Source organism: Aeromonas molluscorum 848 (assembly GCF_000388115.1).
GTDB lineage: Bacteria > Pseudomonadota > Gammaproteobacteria > Enterobacterales > Aeromonadaceae > Aeromonas > Aeromonas molluscorum.
In genome coordinates, this window is record NZ_AQGQ01000058.1 from 1 (window position 1) to 21910 (window position 21910).

General features: G+C 59.6%; 19 protein-coding genes and 1 pseudogene. 6 read left to right on the forward strand and 14 right to left on the reverse strand.

The annotated features are described in order from the left end of the window. Positions 1–1095 (reverse strand): sodium/glutamate symporter (gltS, locus tag G113_RS09965; RefSeq protein WP_005900308.1); only part of this gene is annotated, 1095 nt, incomplete at its 3' end. Between the two features lie 412 nt (positions 1096–1507). Here gltS and ansA point away from each other — a divergent pair. Next, positions 1508–2515, forward strand: a complete 1008-nt coding sequence (gene ansA / locus G113_RS09970) for an asparaginase (RefSeq protein WP_005900310.1) — start codon at positions 1508–1510, stop codon at positions 2513–2515. Between the two features lie 109 nt (positions 2516–2624). On the opposite strand, the gene G113_RS09975 is transcribed toward ansA, so the two are convergent. Then, entirely contained in the window at positions 2625–2903 is a 279-nt protein-coding gene (locus G113_RS09975; protein WP_005900312.1) for a YeaC family protein, read from the reverse strand. Positions 2904–2942: 39 nt separating this feature from the next. Continuing rightward, the gene (locus G113_RS09980) at positions 2943–4376 is read right to left on the reverse strand and encodes a glyceraldehyde-3-phosphate dehydrogenase (RefSeq protein WP_005900314.1); all 1434 of its coding nucleotides are present in this window, start codon (positions 4374–4376) and stop codon (positions 2943–2945) included. Between the two features lie 213 nt (positions 4377–4589). Here G113_RS09980 and G113_RS09985 point away from each other — a divergent pair, with 213 nt between their 5' ends. Then, positions 4590–5390: a DUF2989 domain-containing protein gene (locus G113_RS09985; RefSeq protein WP_040319104.1), complete on the forward strand. Its 801-nt coding sequence runs from the start codon at positions 4590–4592 to the stop codon at positions 5388–5390. 20 nt (positions 5391–5410) lie between these two features. Then, a complete protein-coding gene (locus tag G113_RS09990) occupies positions 5411–5965 on the forward strand; it encodes an NUDIX hydrolase (protein ID WP_040319105.1) in 555 nt (184 codons plus the stop codon). A 104-nt stretch (positions 5966–6069) separates the two neighbouring features. Here the strand turns inward: G113_RS09990 and sppA are convergent, their stop codons facing one another. Then, a complete protein-coding gene (gene sppA, locus G113_RS09995) occupies positions 6070–7908 on the reverse strand; it encodes a signal peptide peptidase SppA (protein WP_005900321.1) in 1839 nt (612 codons plus the stop codon). A gap of 415 nt (positions 7909–8323) precedes the next feature. Between sppA and G113_RS10000 the strand changes: the two genes are divergently transcribed. Together G113_RS10000 and G113_RS10005 are read left to right on the forward strand one after the other, a co-directional pair. Next, positions 8324–10339 (forward strand): oxidoreductase, encoded by a 2016-nt coding sequence (locus G113_RS10000; protein WP_005900323.1) that lies wholly within the window; start codon positions 8324–8326, stop codon positions 10337–10339. Between the two features lie 190 nt (positions 10340–10529). After that, positions 10530–11078 carry an NAD(P)H nitroreductase gene (locus tag G113_RS10005; protein ID WP_005900325.1) on the forward strand — a complete coding sequence of 183 codons (549 nt, stop codon included), beginning with the start codon at positions 10530–10532 and terminating at the stop codon, positions 11076–11078. A gap of 401 nt (positions 11079–11479) precedes the next feature. Here G113_RS10005 and G113_RS10010 read toward each other — a convergent pair whose 3' ends face one another. The 3 genes from G113_RS10010 to G113_RS10020 form a co-directional block, all read right to left on the reverse strand. Then, positions 11480–12034 (reverse strand): sugar O-acetyltransferase, encoded by a 555-nt coding sequence (locus G113_RS10010; RefSeq protein WP_005900329.1) that lies wholly within the window; start codon positions 12032–12034, stop codon positions 11480–11482. A 224-nt stretch (positions 12035–12258) separates the two neighbouring features. Then, on the reverse strand, positions 12259–13137 hold the full coding sequence (gene prmA, locus G113_RS10015) for a 50S ribosomal protein L11 methyltransferase (RefSeq protein ID WP_005900331.1): 879 nt from the start codon (positions 13135–13137) through the stop codon (positions 12259–12261). Positions 13138–13739: 602 nt separating this feature from the next. Continuing rightward, positions 13740–14756, reverse strand: a complete 1017-nt coding sequence (locus G113_RS10020; protein ID WP_005900334.1) for a zinc-binding alcohol dehydrogenase family protein — start codon at positions 14754–14756, stop codon at positions 13740–13742. 96 nt (positions 14757–14852) lie between these two features. Between G113_RS10020 and G113_RS10025 the strand changes: the two genes are divergently transcribed. After that, positions 14853–15728, forward strand: coding sequence for a LysR family transcriptional regulator (locus tag G113_RS10025; protein WP_005900336.1), 876 nt, complete (start codon positions 14853–14855; stop codon positions 15726–15728). Positions 15729–15776: 48 nt separating this feature from the next. Here the strand turns inward: G113_RS10025 and G113_RS22065 are convergent. The 7 genes and pseudogenes from G113_RS22065 to aroQ all read right to left on the reverse strand — a co-directional run bounded on the left by G113_RS22065 (position 15777) and on the right by aroQ (position 21574). Further along, positions 15777–17191, reverse strand: a pseudogene (locus tag G113_RS22065) (PTS transporter subunit EIIC). Positions 17192–17277: 86 nt separating this feature from the next. Beyond that, entirely contained in the window at positions 17278–18741 is a 1464-nt protein-coding gene (gene panF, locus G113_RS10035) for a sodium/pantothenate symporter (protein WP_005900338.1), read from the reverse strand. Beyond that, positions 18731–18868 (reverse strand): hypothetical protein, encoded by a 138-nt coding sequence (locus G113_RS21340; RefSeq protein WP_161618910.1) that lies wholly within the window; start codon positions 18866–18868, stop codon positions 18731–18733. The genes panF and G113_RS21340 overlap by 11 nt, the downstream gene beginning before the upstream one ends. Further along, on the reverse strand, positions 18858–19121 hold the full coding sequence (locus G113_RS10040) for a YhdT family protein (RefSeq protein WP_005900340.1): 264 nt from the start codon (positions 19119–19121) through the stop codon (positions 18858–18860). Before G113_RS10040 ends, G113_RS21340 begins: the two co-directional genes overlap by 11 nt. A 160-nt stretch (positions 19122–19281) precedes the next feature. After that, positions 19282–20622 carry an acetyl-CoA carboxylase biotin carboxylase subunit gene (gene accC / locus G113_RS10045; RefSeq protein WP_005900342.1) on the reverse strand — a complete coding sequence of 447 codons (1341 nt, stop codon included), beginning with the start codon at positions 20620–20622 and terminating at the stop codon, positions 19282–19284. A gap of 14 nt (positions 20623–20636) precedes the next feature. Further along, entirely contained in the window at positions 20637–21089 is a 453-nt protein-coding gene (accB, locus tag G113_RS10050) for an acetyl-CoA carboxylase biotin carboxyl carrier protein (RefSeq protein WP_005900344.1), read from the reverse strand. A gap of 26 nt (positions 21090–21115) precedes the next feature. Continuing rightward, positions 21116–21574 (reverse strand): type II 3-dehydroquinate dehydratase, encoded by a 459-nt coding sequence (aroQ, locus tag G113_RS10055; protein WP_005900347.1) that lies wholly within the window; start codon positions 21572–21574, stop codon positions 21116–21118. Between the last annotated feature and the right edge of the window lie 336 nt (positions 21575–21910).

Genomic DNA, 21910 nt, shown 5'->3' on the forward strand with positions numbered 1-21910 from the left:
ACCAAAGCGCATGGTGACCGCCTGCATGTTGGCAATCGCGGTCGGGGTGGCGCCGAGGCCGAAGCCACAGTGGCCAGCGGCCAGCACGGCCGCATCATAGTTGCTGCCCATGACCCGGAAGGTGACGAACACGGCATAGAGCGCCATGGCCAGGGTCTGGGCCGCCAGCAGCACGAAAATAGGCAGGGCAAGGCTTGCCAGATCCCAGAGTTTGAGGCTCATCAATGCCATGGCGAGGAAGAGCGACAGGCTGACGTTGCCGAGCAGGGAGACCTCGCGATCGCTCACCTCGTGCCAGTTGAACAGGGTCAGCAGGTTGCGCAGCAAGACGCCGACGAAGAGCACGCAGACGAACACCGGCAGCTCAAACGCGCTGCCGAGCATGGCGTGGGAGAGCAGCTCGCCGCCCTTGAGGCTGATGGCGATCAGCGCCAGGGTCTCGATCACGCTGAAGGTCGTGATGCGTCGTTCAGTTTCTGGCATCTCGAAGCCTTGGGGTACCTCGTCCAGATTATGTTCCTCGCCCGGCACTTGCACTTTCTTGACCAGATAGCGGGCGACGGGACCGCCAATCAATCCCCCCAGCACCAGGCCGAAGGTGGCACAGGCGATGGCCAGCTCCGCCGCCGATTTGACGCCGTATTTATCGGCAAAAGTCGCGCTCCAGGCCGCCCCTGTCCCATGGCCACCGGACAGGGTGATGGAGCCGGCCAGCAGTCCCATGTGGGGATCCAATCCCATCAGGCTGGCCAGTGCGACCCCCAGGCCGTTTTGCATCAAGAGCAAACCGGTTACCACACCGAGGAAGGTGAAGACGGCGCGTCCGCCGCGCTTGAGGCTGGCGAGATCGGCGGAGAGACCGATGGAGGCGAAAAAGGCCAGCATCAAGGGCGTTTGCAGGCTGGTGTCGAACTTGATTTCGACCCCGGCAGTGAGGCGCAGGGTCAGCAGCACCAGGGCAACCAGCAGGCCGCCAGCGACCGGCTTGGGGATGTTGAAGGTGCGCAGCCGTTCGACCCGGTTAACCAGCAGACGCCCGAGCAGGAGGACTAAGGTGGCGGCAACTAACGTGGCATAAGCATCGAGTTGTAACATTGAGTACTCCCATGGTGATTGGCTGTGTCCCCGTTTGCGAAGACGCGCAGATTCAGCCGGGATTGAAACAGTGTGGCGCAAGGGCATGGATAAGAACCATACGAATATGACGCCATGAAAATGAGGGGCAAATATGCCCGGCCTGGCTGTGATGTGCCTGGCCTGTCGGGCCCAGTAGGGTGGGAGCCGCGGATGTGGACTTTGCTATAACGGCGGCGATATTAGCAAAAAGTACTGATAACATCCAAATTTCTTAGAAATGAAACCTGTCAATTACCTTTTTTTGACATTTATATCTAATTTGCGATGGTGTCATTTCGGTGACTTGGCCTTGATTTCCAACGGTTCGGGCTGTCATTGTCGTCGGTAAACTCTATAATTCGGCGGTTTCCAGCCCAGATGAGGAGAGGGTGTGAAGAAGTCCATCTATATAGCCTATACAGGCGGTACCATAGGGATGCAGCGTTCCGACCACGGCTATGTGCCGATGGCGGGCTTCATGGAAGATTGTCTGGCGCGGATGCCCGAGTTTCACCGGCCCGAGATGCCGGATTACCATATCCACGAATACGCGCCCCTCATCGACTCCTCCGATATGACCCCGGCGGATTGGCAACGTATCGCCGAAGACATTCGTGACAACTACGAAAAATACGATGGTTTCGTGATCCTGCATGGTACAGATACCATGTCGTTCACCGCCTCGGCGCTCTCGTTCATGCTGGAGGACTTGCACAAGCCGGTGATCATCACAGGTTCTCAGATCCCCCTGGCCGAGCTGCGCTCGGACGGTCAGCAGAACCTGCTCAATGCGCTTTATATTGCCGCCAACTACCCGATCCACGAGGTGACGCTGTTTTTCAACAATCAGCTCTATCGCGGCAACCGCAGCAAGAAGGTTCATGCGGATGGCTTCCACGCCTTCGACTCCCCCAACTATCCGCCGCTGCTCAATGCAGGTATTGCCATCTCCCTGGATGCGGGTGAGCTTGGCAGACCTTGCCAGGCACCGCTGGTGCTCCATGACATCACCCCCCAGCCCATCGGCGTGGTGACCCTCTATCCGGGGATCTCGAGCGAGGTGATCGCCAATATCTTGCAGCAACCGGTACGGGCACTGATCCTGCTGTCGTTTGGGGTAGGCAATGCGCCCCAGAACCCGGCCATGTTGGCCCTGCTCTCCGAGGCCTCGGCCCGGGGGGTCATTATCGTCAACCTGAGCCAGTGCCTGCACGGTAAGGTCAATATGGGCGGCTATGCCACCGGCAATGCCCTCTCCCGGGCCGGGGTCATCTCCGGCTTTGACATGACCGCCGAGGCGGCACTGACCAAGCTGCACTTCCTGCTCAGCCAGGATCTGCCTGCGCCACGCATTCGCGAACTGATGCAGCAATCCTTGCGTGGCGAACTGACTCCCTGAGGGGATGAGCGGATTATCGCAGTCGACCTAATAAAGAGGGGAGCCATGATGGCTCCCCTCTTTTCTGTCATGCTCTCGTGGCGCTGGAGCTTGCCCTCTGGGCCTGCGTTCAGTGATTGAGGTCGATGCGAATGATCTCTTCTTCGTCTCGATATTGACGCTTGAGTTCACTTTTGCTCTTCATCACGATTTCGCCATCGGCCCCGATATTCATGTGTTCCGGGTTGGTGAGGTGCATCGCCTGCCAGGCCATCACGGCCTGGAGCGAGGTGGCCTTCTGCTCCTCGGAGAGAGGCTGGCCGTCCGGCCATTTGCCGAGTTCAACCGCGGTCTTGAGCCGCTCGTATACTTCCTCGGGCATCTGCCCTATGACCTGTTGAAATGACATGCGTCTCTCCTTGAAAACCCGAAATCATGAATACCTAGTTCAGGCGGGCAGATCCTGACGGATCACGCCGGCCATTTTTTCCATCACCCGCACCACCTGGCAGCTGTAACCGAACTCGTTGTCATACCAGACGTAGAGCACGCAGTGATCTTCCTCGGCGATGGTCGCCTGGGAGTCCACTATACCGGCAAAACGGGAACCCACCATGTCGGAGGAGACCAGCTCAGTGCTGGCGCTGAAATCAATCTGGCGGTGGAGGGAGGAACTCAAAGAGGCCTGCTGCAGGTAAGCGTTCAGGCTCTCCCGGTCTGTGCCTTGTTCCAGTGACAAGTTGATGATGGCCAGGGATACGTTGGGGGTCGGCACCCGGATGGCGTTGCCGGTCAGTTTGCCCTTGAGCTCGGGCAGCGCTTTGGCGACCGCTTTGGCGGCGCCGGTGCTGGTCATCACCATATTGAGCACAGCGCTGCGCCCGCGCCGCTCGCCACTGTGGTAGTTGTCGATCAGGTTCTGGTCGTTGGTGTAGGAGTGCACTGTCTCCACATGGCCATGACGAATACCGTATCTGTCCTGCATCACCTTGAGCACCGGGGTGATGGCGTTGGTGGTGCAGGAGGCGGCGGAGACGATGCGGTCATCCGGGCCTATCACCTCATGGTTGACTCCGAACACCACGTTCTTCATCTCACCCTTGCCGGGCGCGGTCAGCAGCACCTTGGCGGCGCCGCGCGCCTTGAGATGCTCGCTAAGACCTGCTTCATCGCGCCAGACCCCTGTGTTGTCGACGATGAGCGCACGGTCGATGCCGTAGGCGGTATAGTCGATGTCGCTGGGCTGCTTGGCATAGATCACCTGGATGAAAGTGCCGTTGGCGATGATGGCGCTACGTTCAAGATCCACCTCGATTGAGCCGTTGAAGGAGCCGTGCACCGAATCGCGGCGCAGCAGGCTGGCCCGCTTCTCCAGATCGCCCTCACGCCCACCGCGTACGACGATGGCGCGCAAACGCAACGAGTTGGCGGCGCCGGTGCGCTCGATCAGCAGCCGGGCGAGCAGACGGCCGATGCGGCCAAAGCCATAAAGCACCACGTCGGTCGGTGCCGGCAGGGCACCCTGGCCGAGGGCGGGGGCCAGTTTGGCCGCCAGGTAATCGACTATGCCGGTTTCATCGCTGTGATCGCGCCAGTAGCCAACCGCCAGTTTGCCCAGATCTATCTCGGCGGCGCTGGGGGCCAGCTCGCACAGGGCACGAAGCAGAGGGAAGCTGTGTTGTATGGCGAGAGGCTGACCTTCGTGGCGGCGAACCACCCGATGGGCTTTGAGGATGTCGATGGTGGAGGCGTTTTGCAGGGGGCGTCCGTAGACGGTGATCTCGATCCCTTGCTGGCGGTAGAGGCGACCTATCAAGGGTTGCATGGCTTCGGCGAGCTCCTGGCTCTCCTGCCACGCTTGCAAATGGTGCTCGTGGGTCATTAACCAGATCCTTTATTTCACGTAACCGTGTTTCACGTTGTTGAAGCAAAAAGAAATTCGTCGAATGCAGATCACTGTAGGGGCGTATAATTCGTTATATTATTCTGCAATCGCGGCCAGCTTTTGGCGCGCGCATTGTAATGGATATGTGAGTGGTTTGCTAGCCGATGGTGGCTAAAGCGGGCTGTCGATGTTATCAACCAGATATGAACCATGACCCATCTTCCACTACGCCGGGCTGCCGTTGGTCTCGCGATGGGGCTCAGCCTCGTTGCCTGTAACGATGATCGCCTCCAGAACATCTGTGCCAGCCATCCTGAGCTCTGTCAGGATCTGGTGGACGATGGCTGGTGCCGCTATGAACGCACCGATGTGATCCGGGCGCGCTTCACTCTCAAGCAGGAGGCGAGCGATCGCCATAAATTCGAGCTGATGAGCAAGCTGGAAGGCTATCTGCGCTGCATCGAACGTTCGACCCACATCGAGTACAAGTTCGCCAAGGAGCGCAAGAGCGACCGGGTCGAGGGCATGCTGGCCGCCGGCGCCGAGCTGGAGCGCCTCGATGGCGAGACCCGCCAATCCCAGGATCCCTATCTGCTTATCTGGCACTGGACCAACAATACCAATGAGCAGGCCCGTCAGCAGTTTCTGGCTCAGGCGGGGACACCAGCTTTGGAAGAGCCCGCCTTGCAGTTGGCGCTGGGGGGCATCTATGCCAAGACGGATCCCGAACGTGCCATCCAGGTGATGGAGCATGGCCTCTCCCTGTATCGGGAGGGGGATGAGGTTGATAGCCGTTTGCTCACCTCGCTCAGTACTCTCCATATGGGTCAGAAGCATTACCCGGATGCTTATCTGTGGGGCAAGGTCAGTGCGGCCTTTCTGGGGGGAAGCGAAGTTTCGGCCAAGCGTTTCAGTCTCTATCACAGCCTGAGCAAGGCGGAGTTGGCGAGCCTGGATGCCCAGGCTGCCGAATTGGTGCAACAGATCAAGGCGGGGGCTTACCGGCCGTGAGCGTGACCCGAAATGAGCCCATGGAAAATTCAATCATGACGGGCTTGTCCCCTTTCTCCCTGCGTCTGATGCACGGTGATTTTCCCCGGCTGGAGCGGCTGCTCGAGCGCGTGACTGTGCGCGCAGTGGTGCTGCGCGGCGACGAATTGTTGCTGGTTCATTCGAGCGTCAATGGCGACTTCATGTTCCCGGGCGGCGGGGTCGAGGCGGGCGAGAGTCATCAGGATGCCCTGGCCCGCGAGCTGCATGAGGAGTGTGGCGCCGAGCTGCTGGTCAAGGGGGGCTTGCTCGGCGAAACCCGAGAATATCGCAGTGCCCGCGAACCCGACTATGACGCCTACTGCATCCGTTCCCTCTACTATCTGTGCCGGGTGGGGGAAAACAGGATCCCTCCCAGGCTGCAGGCTTATGAAGAGCGTCTGGGCTTCAAGGCGGGCTGGCATGCCCTGGAGGAGGCGCTGCACAACAACCAATGGTTGCTCGGAGGCCACTGCCCTCAATGGACCCATCGCGAGACCCGGGTGCTGGCGCAGTTGTACCGTTGGCACAAGGATGGCGCGCTTCAGGCTCTGTAGTCATGGCCATCTGCACATCTGGTGGGCCTTCGTTCAGTAGCCGGTGCGACGGCCAATAAAAAACCGCCCAAGAGGCGGTTTTTATTGGCCGTTAGCCATTGGCATCAGCGGCAGACGGGACACCAGGCGTAGGTGCCCTGGGGGTCGTTGAAGCGAACCAGCGGATCGAGCGCCCGGTTGAGGGTGCTGAGGCTCTGGCCGAGTGGCGCCGGGATCACCCCCTTGAGGGAGGGGGCCAGGGCCTGGGCACTGCTGCCAAGCAGCTCGCGCAGGAACTTATCCTTGGTGGACTCCTCGGGTACTATGGGGGTTACCTGCCACTCCTTCAGATTGGCAAGCTCGGCGGCGGCGGCAATGGCATCGCTCTGATTGCCAAATTCGTCCACCAGGCCCAGCGCCTTGGCATCCAGGCCAGTCCAGACTCGCCCTTCTGCTGCCTTCTCCGCCTCTTCCGGGCTCAGGCCACGGCCCTTGCCGACCAGGCCGAGGAAGCGCTGATAGGTATTCTCCACGTTGAGCTGAATGGCCTGGCCGACGTGATCCGGCAGGGCGCGGGTCACGCCCAGACCAACGAAGTCGGTGGTGCCGACCCCGTCGCTGTGGATGCCGAACTGGGAGAGGGCCTGATCGACGGTGGCAAAGAGGCCAAAGACACCGATGGATCCGGTGAGGGTGGTGGGAGAAGCGAAGATCTTGTCGGCATCGGCGGAGATCCAGTAGCCCCCGGAGGCGGCGTAGCTGCCCATGGATACCACAACCGGCTTGCCCGCTTGCTTGAGGGACAGCAACTCGGCACGGATCTGCTCTGCGGCGAAGGCGCTGCCCCCCGGGCTGTCGACGCGCAATACCACGGCTTTTATCTGGTCATCGAGGCGGGCGTCAGCCAACAGGCTGGCCAGGCTGTCGCCACCTATGGTACCGGCAGGCTGAATGCCGTCCATGATGGCGCCACTGGCGACGATGAGGCCCACCTCATCCTTGCCGCTCTGGGGATATTGCTCAGGAATGGCGGCCAGATACGCTTCGAGGCCAATCCCTTTCCAGCTGTGATCCTCGGTCTCGCCCACTTCCTTGATCACCGCCTGGCTCATCTCTTCCCGGGTCGCCAGTTCATCGACCAGACCATTGTCCAAGGCATAGCTGGCGGCATTGCCGCCCGCTTTTCTCAAGCGTTCGAGGAATTGCTCCTTGCTGGGGGAGACGGCATCGGGTTCGACCTCACGCTGTTCGGCCACGTCCTGGACATAAGCCTGCCACAGCTGATCCAGCCAGCGTTGGTTCGCCTCCTTGCTCTCCGGGGACATCTCATCCCGGGTATAGGGCTCGACGAAGGATTTGTAAGTGCCGACCTTGAACACATGGGGCGTGATATTGAGCTTCTCCAGCGCCGACTTGAAGTAGGTCTGGTAGACCCCAAGGCCTTCGAGCAGCACGGCACCGCTCTGGTTGAGCAGTACATGGTCGGCGTGGGCCGCCAGCAGGTACTGGCCCTGGGTGTAATAGTCGGCCATGGCGATGACCGGCTTGCCGCTTTGCTTGAAGTCATCGATGGCGACGGCCAGCTCCTGCAGCTTGGAGAGATTGCCTTGCAATCCCTGTGGCCTCAGTACCAGGGCCTGAATACGATCATCCTCCTTGGCGGAGTGGATGGCCCACAGCAGATCCGAGAGCAGGAACTCATGGGGCAGGTCCTCGCTGCTGCCCATCTGTTGCAGCAGCTTCTCGGTTGGGCTTGTCTGAGTGAGCTGTTCTACCAGGGTGCCGTCGAGATCCAGGGTCAAAGCCCCTTCGATCGGGGCCTGGGGAGCCTCTTTCTGTCCCAGTACAAAGGCCAGGGCCAGGACGACAAACAGAAATAGCAGATTGACCAGCATCAGTCGGGTGAAGTTGATCAGGCGCCACAGGCTTCGAAAGATCCAGCCCAGGCCTTTGAAAATAGACATAGTCGCGTTATCGCCCTGTTAATGGGTTAGTGAGGCCATTATTAACCAGTTGCACCGCCGATTGCCATGTTCCATCACCGCAGGATTTAGCGTTACGCCTGTTCGCTGAAAAAACGCCCAAACATTTGTTTGAAAAAGCAATTTCGATTCTTTACTCTACTGCAACTTGATAACAAAAAATTAACCGGAGGCCTTGTGAGCCGCTACCTTACTCTGCTGACTCCACTTGGCCTGGGTGTTGCCCCGTTCTCTAACCGGGTGCAAAGGATCATTCCATGCACCCTGGCCTCGAAGAGGAGAGCATGATGAGCCGTTATTCTAACCAGCTGGTCCCCCTTGACCTCGGTATTGGCCCGCTGCGTGACTGCATACCTTATATGCTCCCAGGCACTCCGGTCTTGAAAGGAAACATAGCATGAGCCGTTATCCTAATCTGTTGTCCCCCCTTGACCTGGGCTTTACCCAGTTGCGCAACCGCGTATTGATGGGCTCCATGCATACCGGTCTGGAAGAGGAGAAAGGGGGCTTCGACAAGTTGGCCGCCTTCTACGCCGAACGGGCCCGTGGCGGTGTGGCCTTGATCGTTACCGGAGGCATAGCGCCCAACCTGCGTGGCCGTTTGGTGCCTCATGGTTCCCAACTCAGCTTCCCCTGGCAGGTCGGCAAGCATCGCAAGCTGACCGAGGCGGTACATGCTGAGGGGGGCAAGATAGCGCTGCAGATCCTGCATGCGGGCCGCTACGCCTATCATCCGTTTAGCCTGGCGCCGAGTGCCCTAAAAGCACCAATCTCCCCATTCAAGCCACGTGCCATGAGCGAACGGCAGATCCGTGGCACCATTCGTGATTTTGCCAGCACGGCCCAGCTCGCCAAGAGTGCAGGATATGACGGTGTTGAGGTGATGGGCTCGGAAGGTTATCTCATCAATCAGTTCATCTGTGAGCGTACCAACAAGCGTACCGATGACTGGGGGGAAAGTGACGAAAACCGGATGCGCTTCCCACTTTCGATCGTGCGGGCCATTCGCGAACGGGTCGGCAGCGACTTCATCATCATCTTCCGCCTCTCCATGCTGGATCTGGTCGAGCAGGGGTCCACGCTGGAGGAGGTTATCGCCTTAGGGAAAGCGCTGGAAGCGGCCGGGGTCACGCTGATCAACACTGGCATAGGCTGGCATGAGGCGCGTATTCCCACTATTGCAACCAGCGTGCCTCGTGGCGCCTTCAGCTGGGTTACCGCCGAGCTGAAGAAGCACCTCAAGGTGCCGCTGATTGCCACCAACCGCATCAATACCCCACAGGTGGCCGAGGAGATACTGGCAGGAGGCGATGCGGACATGGTCTCCATGGCGCGTCCCTTCCTGGCCGATCCCGAGTTTGTCATCAAGGCCGCCGAAGACAGGGCCGACGAAATCAACACCTGCATCGCCTGCAACCAGGCCTGCCTCGACCATGTGTTCAAACAGAAACGCGCCTCCTGCCTGGTCAACCCCCGTGCCTGTTTCGAGACCGAACTGACCTTTGGCCGGGTACCTCAAGCCAAACGGCTGGCCGTGGTGGGCGCGGGCCCGGCCGGGCTGGCCTTTGCCTGTTACGCCGCCGAGCGCGGTCATCAGGTGAGCCTGTTTGATCAGGGGAGTGAAATCGGCGGGCAGTTCAACTTTGCCAAGCAGATCCCAGGGAAGGAGGAGTTTCACGAGACTCTGCGTTATTTTGCCAAGCGGCTGGAAAAGTGCGGTGTCGAACTCTACCTCGGTCAGCGTCAGAGTGCCGAAAGTCTGCTTGGCGGCGGCTTTGACGAGATTGTCCTCGCCACCGGCATCCGGCCACGCACCCCCAATATTCCGGGGATAGAACACCCCAAGGTATTGAATTACCTCGATGTGCTGCGGGATCACCGACCGGTCGGTGACAAGGTGGCCGTGATAGGCGCCGGCGGCATTGGCTTCGACGTGGCCGAATTCCTGGTGGAGAAAAGGGAAGATCGCAGCCGGGAGCATTGGCTCAAGGAGTGGGGGATAGATCAGAGCCTCGGCGAGCGGGGTGGCTTGATGGCGCCAGAAATTGATGCCCCGGCCCGTCAGATCTGGCTGCTGCAACGCAAGGAGAGCAAGGTGGGAGAGGGCCTTGGCAAGACCACCGGCTGGATCCACAGAACCGTGCTCAAGAATCGCCAGGTCAAGATGCTGGCCGGGGTGGAGTACCTGCGCATCGACGATGAGGGGCTGCATGTCATGATAGCGGGCAAGCAGCAGTGCCTGCCGGTAGACAATGTCATCATCTGCGCGGGGCAGGAGCCATTGCGGGAGCTGCAAGCCGGTTTGCAGGCGGCCGGCAAGCCGGTACACATCATAGGCGGGGCCGATGTGGCGGCCGAGCTGGATGCCAAACGGGCGATCAGGCAAGGAGCCGAGCTGGCTGCGGTGATCTGAGTCCGACCTCTGCGCGAGCCGACTGCCGAGCTGGCTGCGAAGCGAGAGATCGGGCAAGAGACCGAGTCGGCTGGCGTCATCTCGCCGAGTGGCACCTCTGTATTGCGATAAACCCCTGAGCCCCAGGGGTTTTCTTCATCCGGTGCTGTGCTAAGGTAGCGCCATCACTGCCCCTGACAAGGAATTGCCCATGGATGCCCTCACTCTACTGCTCAATCGCCACTCCTGCGCTCGCCTGACGCTGCCCGCCCCGGGCGGCGAGGCGCTCGACAACATCCTCAAGGCGGGCTTGCGCGCGCCGGATCACGGCACCTTGACCCCTTGGCAGTTTATCCTGTTTGCAGGAGAGGGGCGTGAGCGACTCGGTACCCTGCTCGGCGAGGCTGCCCGGCTGCGAGGTGACGACGATGACAGCATCAGCAAGAGTGAGCAGGCGCCCCTGCGCGCGCCACTGGTGGTGGCCGTCGCGAGCCGTTTTCAGGATCACCCCAAGGTGCCCAGGCTGGAGCAGGAACTCTCCGCCGGTTGTGCCCTGATGGCGATGCAGATGGCGGCACAGGCGCAAGGGTTCAATGGAATCTGGCGCTCCGGCTGGTTTATCTTCGACCAGCACATTCGTCAGGGGCTGGGTCTGGCCGAGCAGGATCAGCTGGTGGGTTTCCTCTACCTGGGCACCCCTCAACTGGAGGCGCGCAAGCTGCGGGAACTGCCCTTGGCTGACTTCGTCCGCCATTTTTGATGATGGCGAGATGAGTCCCTAGTTCATACCATGAGACTTGAATGGAAAACCCTGATCTATCAGGGCTTTTTTACGCAGCCGGGAATAATAACCAGAGCCGCGAGTAGAAATAAAGGGGCAGGCCAGGGATTTCTTGTGGCAACAACCCCTTTTTTAAATAGTGAGAGGAAGTTCGCAAAATTAGTCGATTCCACTATGTAAAACGTTTGCGCCCCGCTATCATCCTTGTCGCCAGTTCAGAAGGCTTGCCTTCTGATTTTCTGCGATGAGAGTCGCAATTCCGTAGCACCTTTTATATAGCCCAACGTCTTCGTGACCTTGGGCTTCATTTTTTGGGGGCAACTTCATCTGCTCGGCGGGTGAGATGGGGCAGCTTGCGAGCATCCTGACAGGGACGCGCATTATAGCCTCTGCTTAGGGGGCAGGATGCGGGCAGGGTTGCCCACGACCCGCGCCCCAGCCGGCACATCTTTGCTCACCACGGCCCCTGCGCCGACGATGGCCTCCCGGCCTATGGTGATCCCCGGCAGCAGAATGGCCCCGCCACCTATCCACACCATGTCTTCGATGGTGACCGGCAGCGCCGTCTCTACCCCAGCCAGGCGCTCATCGGCGTCCAGGGCGTGGGCAGCGGTATAGATCTGCACATTGGGGCCTATCATGACCCCGGCACCGATACGGATCGGTGCATTGTCCAGCAAGGTGGCTCCCATGTTGATGAAGGAGCCCAGCCCCAGACTGATATGGCGACCATAACTGCACTGAAATGGCGGGCAGATGAAGGCGCCTTCCGCCAGCTCACCCACCAGGGCTTGGAGCAGGATCAGCTGCTCATCCTCTTCTTCTTCCCGATTGAAACGGCGATAGAGATTCGCCGCCGCCTTGCGCAAGGCATTGAGCTCGGGCGCCATGCAGTCATAGGGCTGGCTGTCGATCATCAGTTGGTAGTCGGTCATGGGAGGTCTCGTCGGTTGGCGTGCGGGCAAACGGGTTTGGTGATCGCAAATGTTACCCCCTTGTGGCGAAAAGAAGGGTGAGCGGTGGCTCACTCCTGAGCCCGGGTTTGAAGGGTAATAATCAGGTATCCCCTCCTGGCACAGGCCAACAGCCAGAAACAACAAGGGCACCAGCGGTGCCCTTGAGCGATGAATGATTTTGCTGCCGTGGACTATTGATCCAGTCAGCCGTGCTTGCGGCCGGAGAGGCGGCACCACTCCTCCTTCACCGCTGTGGTATCCATGTCGAACCACTGGCCGTAGATGGTCTCCAGCTCCGGGGCCTGGCTCTCCAGCACGCCGGAGAGCGCCATCAGGCTGCCGGGCTTGCCGTGGCCGGCGATAAGCGGTGCCAGCTCGCGTAGCGGGCCAGCCAGTATGTTGGCCACCACCACGTCCGCTTCCACCCCTTGCGGCTGATCCGCTGGCAGATAGAGTTCGATCTGGCCGGCGACGCCGTTGCGCATCGCGTTGTCATGGCTGGCCTGAATGGCCTGCGGGTCTATGTCGATGCCGATGACGCGGGCGGCGCCGAGCTTGAGGGCCGCGATGCCGAGAATACCGGAGCCACAACCGAAGTCGACCACGGTTTTACCGGTCAGATCCAGCCCGTCCAGCCACTGCAGGCAGAGCGCCGTGGTGGGGTGGGTACCGGTACCGAAGGCCAGACCCGGATCCAGCATGACGTTGACCGCATCGGGGTTTGGCACATCGCGCCAGCTCGGGCAGATCCAGAGCCGCTCGCCAAACTGCATGGGGTGGAAGTGATCCATCCACTCGCGCACCCAGTCCTTGTCTTCCAGCTGCTCGACCTTGTAACCCACATCTTCACCGAAGATCTGCTGGAAGAAGGCGATGGTGGGCGCCGGATCCGTTTCGGCATCGAACAGTCCCATCACTTCGGTCTCTCCCCAGAGCGGCGTCTCGCCGGGCAGCGGCTCGTAGACTGGCACATCCTGGGCATCCATAAAGGTCACCGCCTGGGCTCCACGCCCCAGCAGCATGTTGCTCACCTTGTCCGCGGTTTTAGCGGTGGCGTTGATTCGAATTTGTATCCAGGGCATGGGGTTGACTCTTCATGAATGTGAAACCGCGGGATTCTACCATTTCAGGCCTGCGCTGTCGTGGTTTGCCAGCAAGCCAAAGGTTCAGGCGTGCCGGGCAGCCAGTGACTAGCGAAAAGGAGGAGGCTATCAGCAAGGTTGGCATGGTTAATGTATTCATCCTTACTGCTTTGCTCTAGGAAAGTTCCGTCATCTTTTACGCCACCTTAGTGTGGCGTTTTTTTTGGGGGGAAATTGAGGTCAGGCAGACGCTGCAAGGGGATCTTTCCTAGGCTGATCAAATAAAAACGACCCTAAGTGGGTCGTTTTTATTAAGTTGGCACGGGAGATGCATTAACTAAATTATCCTGCAAAGGATGTGTGTGTGATTGTTACCCCCAACGTTCAGGTATTTAGGGTCATCCCGGTCGGGATGGCCCCTTTTTTTGCCCGTTACACCAGATGTCGGCCCTGTTGGGTTGTGAAGAGCGCTAGTTGGCCGTTCAGGGAAGCGTTAAATGGTTTTGTGGACATCTGGGGTACCTCTGCCTGTGCGCTTTTGGTGCCTATCTCTGGTGAAGTTACCCCATGATGGTGCGATTGCTACTCACTTAGGGGAGTATTCAGGAAGCGAACGCGGCCATATCGATCACCAGCTTGCCGATCATTCGTCCTGCTTCCACCTCTGTGTGGGCCTGCGCCAGCGTGGCTGGGGTCAATGCAGTCAGGGTTTGGCCCAGAGTGGTGCGCAAGGTTCCCTGGTCAACCAGCTGACTGACTTCGCTCAACAGTTTGTGTTGCTCAATCATGTCCGGGGTCTGGAACAGGGAGCGGGTGAACATGAACTCCTGGCTGAAGGTGGCGCTCTTGGCCTTGAGCAGGGAGAGATCCCAGGGCTCATTGGATTCGGCAATGGTGCAGATGTGACCAAAGGGACGAATGAGGCTCGCCATGGCGCTCCAGTGCTGTTCGGTGGCATTGGTGCAGAAGATGGCATCGAGCTGGTTGATCCCCAGATCCGCAAGATCTCCCTGCAGGTTGTGATGGCTCACTACCTGATGGGCCCCCATTGCCAGGCACCAGTCGCGGGTTTCTGGCCGGGAGGCGGTGGCGATCACTTCCATCCCGGTGAGCTGACGGGCCAGCTGGATGGCGATGGAGCCGACGCCGCCCGCCCCGCCGATGATGAGCAAGCGCCCTTGACTCTCTCGGGTGAGGCCGATGCGCTCGAACAGGGCCTCCCAGGCTGTGATGGCGGTGAGCGGTAGGGCGGCGGCTTCGACATCGGTCAGGCTGGTGGGGGCCAGGGCGACGATGCGTTCATCAACCAACTGCAGTTCGCTGTTGCTGCCGGGGCGACTGATGTCGCCTGCATACCAGACCCTGTCGCCCACCTTGAACAGAGTAACTTCACTGCCGACGGCGACCACTTCACCTACCGCATCCCAGCCCAGCACCCGCGGCGTGGTTTCAACTTTCGCTTTGGGGGCGCGTACCTTGGTATCGACCGGGTTGATGGAGGTGGCGTTGACCTTCACCAGCAGATCCCGGGGAGCCGGGGTCGGGGTGGGCAGTCTGGCTTCGATGAAGCAGTGGGGATGATCACTTGGCAGGTACTGGGTGAGGGCGATGGCTTTCATGGCAATTCCTTGTCTGGCGGATTGGGATTGCTTCGTAGTCTAGTCTGGTTGATTATTCTTATTAAGATAGGTAATTGGTAAAGACTGTTTGAATATATGAACAATCCAGAACTGGAGTTGATGGGCATCTTCGCCACTGTGGTCGAGCAGGGCAGCTTCACGGCAGCCGCCGAGTTGCTCGGTATGCCCAAGTCCTCGGTGAGCCAGAAAATATCGCGGCTCGAATCCTTGCTCGGCATGCGATTGCTGCAACGCACTACCCGCCGTCTCAGTCTGACCCCCCAGGGCGAGATCTATGTGGAGCACTGTCAGGCGCTGCTCAATTTGGCGCGCGGCGCAAACCGTGCCATGGCGCGGCTGCGTGAAGCGCCGGCAGGCAAGCTGAGGATCACGGCGCCCGAGGCAACCGGTACCCTGTTGCTTGGCAAGATACTGGCCGAGTTTCGCATCCTCTATCCCGAGGTGGTGATAGAGCTGACCCTGAGCGATGAGCAACTGGATCTGGTGGGAAAAGGTTACGATCTGGCGCTGCGGGCCGCCCCCTTGAAAGATTCCAGCCTGATCTGCAGGCAGATTGGTCAGGTGGCGCGCCATTTGGTGGCGGCTCCCGGTTATCTCGCGCGGGCGGGGCGGCCGGATACCGTGGCCGATCTGAGCGGGCACGCCTGCCTGGTGCACAGTGCTCTGCCGCTGTGGCCACTGCAGCAAGGGGGATGGCGGCCAAAGGGGGCCTGTATTTCCAACAGCCTGTTGGCCCTGCGAGAGCTGGCCATTCATGAAGGGGGCGTCGCCCTGCTGCCTGCTCATGTTTGTCGGGATGATCTGCTCAGTGGCAAACTGGTCAGCCTGCTGCCAGCGCATCCCATACCGAGCAATCCTTTCTATCTTATCTACCCAAGCCGGGAGCATTTGGCGCCCGCCTTGCGATCCTTGATGGATTTTGTCGCCGAGCGGCTGGCGTTTGCTCCGTAGCAAGTGACCGCCGACTCGAGGGGTTGGCAGGGGGGAGGGATCCCTTGCTTACCAACCGACCTGGCTGCTCGACGCCTGATTGGGCTTGAGGCCGAGGGGGACCGACTGGCGTTCGGCCAGCATGCGGATCTGCCCCTCGATGAGACCCGCATTGGGGCCCAGCACCAACACAAGCTGATGTTCGTTGAGTTCTATCCAGGAGAGACAACCCAGGTTGAGCAGCTGCGACTGATCCACCAACGCCATGTTGCGTACCCGGATGCTGAGCCGGGTCAGGCAGACGCTAATGGCTTGCAGATTGTCCATGCCACCGAGCAGCTTGAGATACTGGATGGCCAGCATCTGGGGGTCGGCAGGGGGAATGTTGGCCATCTCCTGACGGATCAGATGCTGGTTGGAGAGGCTGAGAGGGGAGCGCCCCAGCATGTGATAGAACAGCAAGGCGTAGGCCACGAAAAACAGGATCCCAAGGGGAATGATCCAGAAGGCATGCAGACCGCTGCCGTAGCTCAGACTAAGATCCAGCAACCCGGCGGAGAAGTAACTGCCGAGCTGGATCTCGAGGGCACTGCAGATGGCAAACGACAGGCCGGTGAGCAGGGCGTGGGCCAGAAACAGCCAGGGCGCCGTGAAGGCAAACAGGAACTCAATGGGCTCAGTGATGCCGATGCAGGCGGACGTGAGCGCCAGGGTCAGCAGCAGGGCGCCGTGGGGTAACTGTTGGAGACGATGGCGGTGCAGCCAGATGGCGAAACAGGCACCGGGCAAGCCGAACATGATAATGGGATAGAGACCGGCGCCATAGCCCTGATGCAGCGGCTGCGCAGCCGCCAGCGCCAGCTGATTGCTGGCACCCAGGGTCATCAGATTGCCCAGCAGCTGGTGCAACCCGAGGGCAACAACAGCCGATTGAGCACCCCGTAACTGAAGGCGCCAAAGGGGGTCCCCAGATCCGTGGCTATCTGGCTGATGCCTTGCTCCAGCATGGGCCAGATCAGCGACAGTGGCACAGCCAGCAGCAGGCAGACGAGGGCACTGAGCAAGGGCCCTTGCCAGGGGCCGGGCAGATAGAGGCGTATCGGCTTGGGAAGTGAGGGCGACCAGGGACCGACCAGGGCCGTGATGATCCCCGCCAGCATGCCACAGACAAGATCGGCATGCAGGCCGGGAGCCAGTGCTGAGAGCGCCGAGCTCAGCAGCAGGAAGTTGACTGCCCCACAGAGAGCCAGGCCACCTCGCGCCTTGTGACCAATTCCAAAGGCGATGGCAACCGCATAGATGAGGGGCATCTGACCGAAGATGGCCTTTCCGCTCAACACCAGCACGGGCAGATTGAGGGCATCTGGCTGGCCGAGTCGATGGAGCAGGGCGGCCAATGGCAAGATGGAAACGGGCAACAGCAAGGCATAGCCCAGCCGCTGCATGGCCTGGATCAGTGTCTGTCGGCGAGAAGGTGCAGTCATTGAATAGAGATAAAGTGTGACATGGAGCACACTTTATCCTTTACTCCCCTTAAGGGATAGTCTTCGAGCTATTAATCACCAATAAGTTAGCCCCGATCAAACAGTTGCCGTACTGCCAACCCCGGTGGAGGCGTCAGCAGGCTTACCAGCACGAAGACGCACAGACCCAGGCCCAGACTGGGCACTATGGCGTGCAGACCCGCGAGTTTGATGCCCCAGTGGCTCAATGTGCCATAGCAGAGAATACCGCTCATCATGCAGGCCAGCGCCCCCTGGCCATTGGCTCGGGGCCAATATAGACCTAGTACCAACGGCCAGAGGAACACGGCCTGCAAGCCGCCAAAGGCGAGCAGGTTGAGCCAGATGATCATCTCGGGAGGCTGCAGCGCCGCCAGTAGTACCAGGCTTCCCAGGATGAGGGTGGTGATGAGTGATAGGCGGGGAATACGCACTTCCAGCTTCTGTTGGGACTGTTTGGGGCTCAGATAGTTGAGCCACAGATCCTTGACCAGGGTTGCCGAGGCCTGGATCAGCTGGGAGTCGATGGTCGACATGATGGCGGCCATGGGGGCGGCGAGGAAGATACCAGCCAGCCAGGGGGGCAAGACCTCCATCATCAGGGCTGGCATGATCTTGTCGGGGCTATCCATGGCGGGCAGCAGGGCACGGCCCAGGGCGCCAGCCAGGTGCATGCCGAACATCAGCAAGGCACTGACGATGGTGCCGATGAGGATGCCGCGATGCAGCGCCTTGCTGTCTTTGTAGCCGAAGCAGCGTAGCGCCGAGTGGGGCAGGCCAACGACGCCGACGCAGACCAGGATCCAGAAACTCAACATGAAGGGCTGGGTCAGCATGTCACCGGCCCCTTGCGGGCTGACCAGTTTGGGGTCTATCACCTCGAGCTGGTGGATGAGATTGGGCAGACCGTCACCGGCTATCAGCACCCCGGCCAGCAGGGCACCTGTCCCGATCAGCATGATGATGCCTTGCAGGGCGTCGGTCATCACCACGGCGCGAAAGCCGCCAATCACCGTATAGAGCAGCACACAGCTGGCAAAGAGAAAGAGCCCCTGCTGGTAACTGAGCCCTGTGGCGGTTTCCAGCAAGCGGGCCCCCCCGATGAATTGCACCACCATGGTGGCGATGAAGGCCAGGATGATGGTGACCGAGCCCAGCACCACCACGGCCCGGCTTTGATAGCGTGCCCAGAGCATGTCGTTGATGGTCACCGCATTGACCCGGCGGGCGATGATGGCGAACTTCTTGCCAAGCACCCCCAGAGTGAGCCAGACGGTGGGCAACTGGATCATCGCCAGCAGCACCCATCCCAGCCCAATCTTGTAGGCGGCCCCCGGGCCGCCAATGAAAGAAGAAGCCGAGGTATAAGTCGCCACCAGGGTCATGGCCAGCACCAGGCCACCCATGCTGCGACTGCCGATGAAGTACTCCTGCATGAAGTCCCCTCCCTGGCGACGGCGACTGGCCCAGTAGCCGATACCGAGTACCAGCAACAGATAGATCAGCAGAGGCAACAACAGTTCAAGATTCATGACGGGGCTCCTGCGGGCTGGGCAACTCGGGGCTGAGGGGGATCTCGATAAACGGCCGGTTTATCATGACGGCGCCTATTCCCATCAACAGCTGCGGCGCAGGCATCGGTAGCTGATCAAGCTTCATGGCGGGGCTCCTGCGGGCTTGGCAACTCGGGATCGAGGGGGATCTCGATAAACAGCAGGTTCACCATGAAGGCACAGAGCACCATGAATAGCAGCGGCATCAGCATGCAACTGAGCAGGAACCAGAGGGGAATGCCCCAATATTGGAGCGTTTCGGGAATGAAGTAGGCGCAACCATACCAGGCAACGAAATAGAGCAGGGTCAGCAACAGGCAGAGGATGGCTTCCCGGCGGGCGAGGTTGAAACGAGACATGTTGAATGCAGCCTCCAGAGAATGAAAGGCGCAAGGATAACAAAAAAGGGCCATGTCGCCATGGCCCTTTTATTCGGGTCTCTTACAGACTCTACGTCTGGTGCAGATGATGGTTGTTACACGCCATCTTGCCCAGCGGCATTGTCTGCAATGAGGGTTCTTACAGACCCAACTTCTTGTGCAGATAGTGGATGTTGGTGCCACCGTGCTGGAAGTTTTCGTCCTTCATGATCTCTTTTTGCAGCGCCACGTTGGTCTTGATCCCTTCGACGACCAGTTCGTCCAGGGAGTGACGCATACGCGCGATGGCGATGTCACGGTTCTCGCCGTAACAGATCAGCTTGCCGATCATGGAGTCGTAGTAAGGCGGCACCTTGTAACCGGCGTAGATGTGGGAGTCCCAACGTACGCCCATGCCACCCGGCGCGTGGAAGCGCTGGATAAGGCCCGGAGATGGCATGAAGGTGGCCGGATCTTCGGCATTGATCCGGCACTCGATGGCATGGCCACGGATGCGGATATCCTGCTGGGTGATGGACAAGGGCTGGCCGGCGGCGATGCGCAGCTGTTCCTTGATCAGATCCACACCGGTGACCATCTCGGTAACCGGATGCTCAACCTGGATACGGGTGTTCATCTCGATGAAGTAGAACTCGCCGTTCTCGTACAGGAACTCGAAGGTACCGGCACCGCGGTAGCCGATCTCGAGGCACGCACGCACGCAGCGTTCACCGATGAACTTGCGCATCTCTTCGGTGATGCCAGGTGCCGGTGCCTCTTCGACCACCTTCTGGTGGCGGCGCTGCATGGAGCAGTCCCGCTCGCCCAGATAGATGGCGCTGCCCTGGCCGTCAGCCAATATCTGAATTTCGATATGGCGCGGGTTCTCCAGGTACTTCTCCATGTAGACCATGTCGTTCTTGAAGAACTGGCCTGCTTCGGACTTGGTCAGGGCGATGGCGGCAGCCAGCTCGGCTTCGCTGCGCACCACGCGCATGCCGCGACCACCACCGCCACCGGCGGCCTTGATGATCACCGGATAGCCGATGCGCTTGGCGACACTGGCGTTGTGCTTGGTATCGCTGTCTACCGGACCGTCGGAGCCTGGTACGCAGGGCACACCGGCCTTCTTCATGGCTTCGATGGCGGAAACCTTGTCACCCATGAGGCGAATGGTTTCGGCGCGGGGGCCGATGAAGATGAAGCCGGATTGCTCGACCACTTCGGCGAAGTCGGCGTTCTCGGAGAGGAAACCGTAGCCAGGGTGGATGGCGACGGCACCCGTCACCTCGGCGGCGGCGATGATGGCCGGCACATTGAGGTAGGACTCACCGCTGGCAGGCTTGCCGATGCAGATGGATTCGTCGGCCAGGAGCACATGTTTGAGCTCCCGATCGGCGGTGGAGTGAACGGCCACTGTCTTGATCCCGAGCTCTTTACAGGCGCGCAGGATCCGCAGGGCAATTTCACCGCGGTTGGCGATGACTACTTTGTCCAACATGGGTGAATATCCCCTTATTCGATGATGAATAGCGGCTCGTCGAATTCGACGGCCTGGCCATTCTCGACCAGAACGGCCTTGATCACGCCAGCCTTGTCAGATTCAATCTGGTTCATCATTTTCATGGCTTCGACGATGCACAGGGTGTCGCCGACATTGACTTGCTGACCGACTTCCACGAAAGGTTTGGCTTCTGGGCTGGAGGAGCGATAGAAGGAGCCGACCATGGGGGAGCGCATCAGATGACCACTCGGGGCGGCAGCCTCGGCGGTGGCGGCAGCAGGGGCGGTGGCGGCTGCAGCAACAGGTGCCATGGCAGGCTGCATCATCATCTGCGGTGCGACGTTAACCTGGCCGGAGAAATTACGGCTGATGCGAACAGACTCTTCCCCTTCGGAGATTTCCAGCTCGGCGATGCCGGACTCTTCAACCAGTTCAATCAGCTTTTTGATTTTGCGGATATCCATTAGCATTCTCTTTCTTCTTTGTCTGATCAGTGATTATCAAGCCGTGCCAAGTGACGCACAGCCGCGGTTAAAGCAAAGGTATAACCATCCGGCCCGAGTCCACAGATGACCCCTTTCGCGACATCAGACAGATAAGAGTGATGGCGAAAAGGCTCTCTGGCATGGACGTTGGAGAGGTGCACCTCGATAAAGGGGATAGCAACCCCCAGCAGGGCATCTCGCAGCGCGACACTGGTATGGGTGAAGGCGGCAGGATTGATGATGATAAAATCCACCTGGCCCATGGCCTGATGGATGCGCTCCAGCAGCAGATGTTCGGCGTTGGATTGCAGGTGGTCAAGTGTGACACCGAGTTGGCTGGCCTGGCGCTGCAGATCGGCGACGATCTCGTCGAGGGTCTGGCTGCCGTAGATACCGGGTTCCCGTTTGCCCAGCAGGTTCAAGTTAGGACCGTTGAGCAGAAGAATGCGGTGATGTTGCGACATAATGAGTACATCCTCGATGATAATGCTGTTAACTATCAGCTATCTTGCGGATGACCAGAAATCTAGCCATTTTTTGCGCAATTCGGTGTGCACTGACACACAGTTTTCGCAATTATATTGATTTCGTGAAAATTAGCAGCATTTTACTGGTCTAATCTCTACATCTGTGTGTTTTGTGAGCAGCTCGCCCAGGCGCGTTCGCCTTGGGGCTGGTGCTCGGACAGAATAGATAAAGCCGGCCCAGGGCCGGCTTTATGCTGAGCGTCAGCGTCTGATTCAGGCCGCCTCCGACTTCTCGCGGATGAGCTTGTCGACGACCCCCGGATCCGCCAGGGT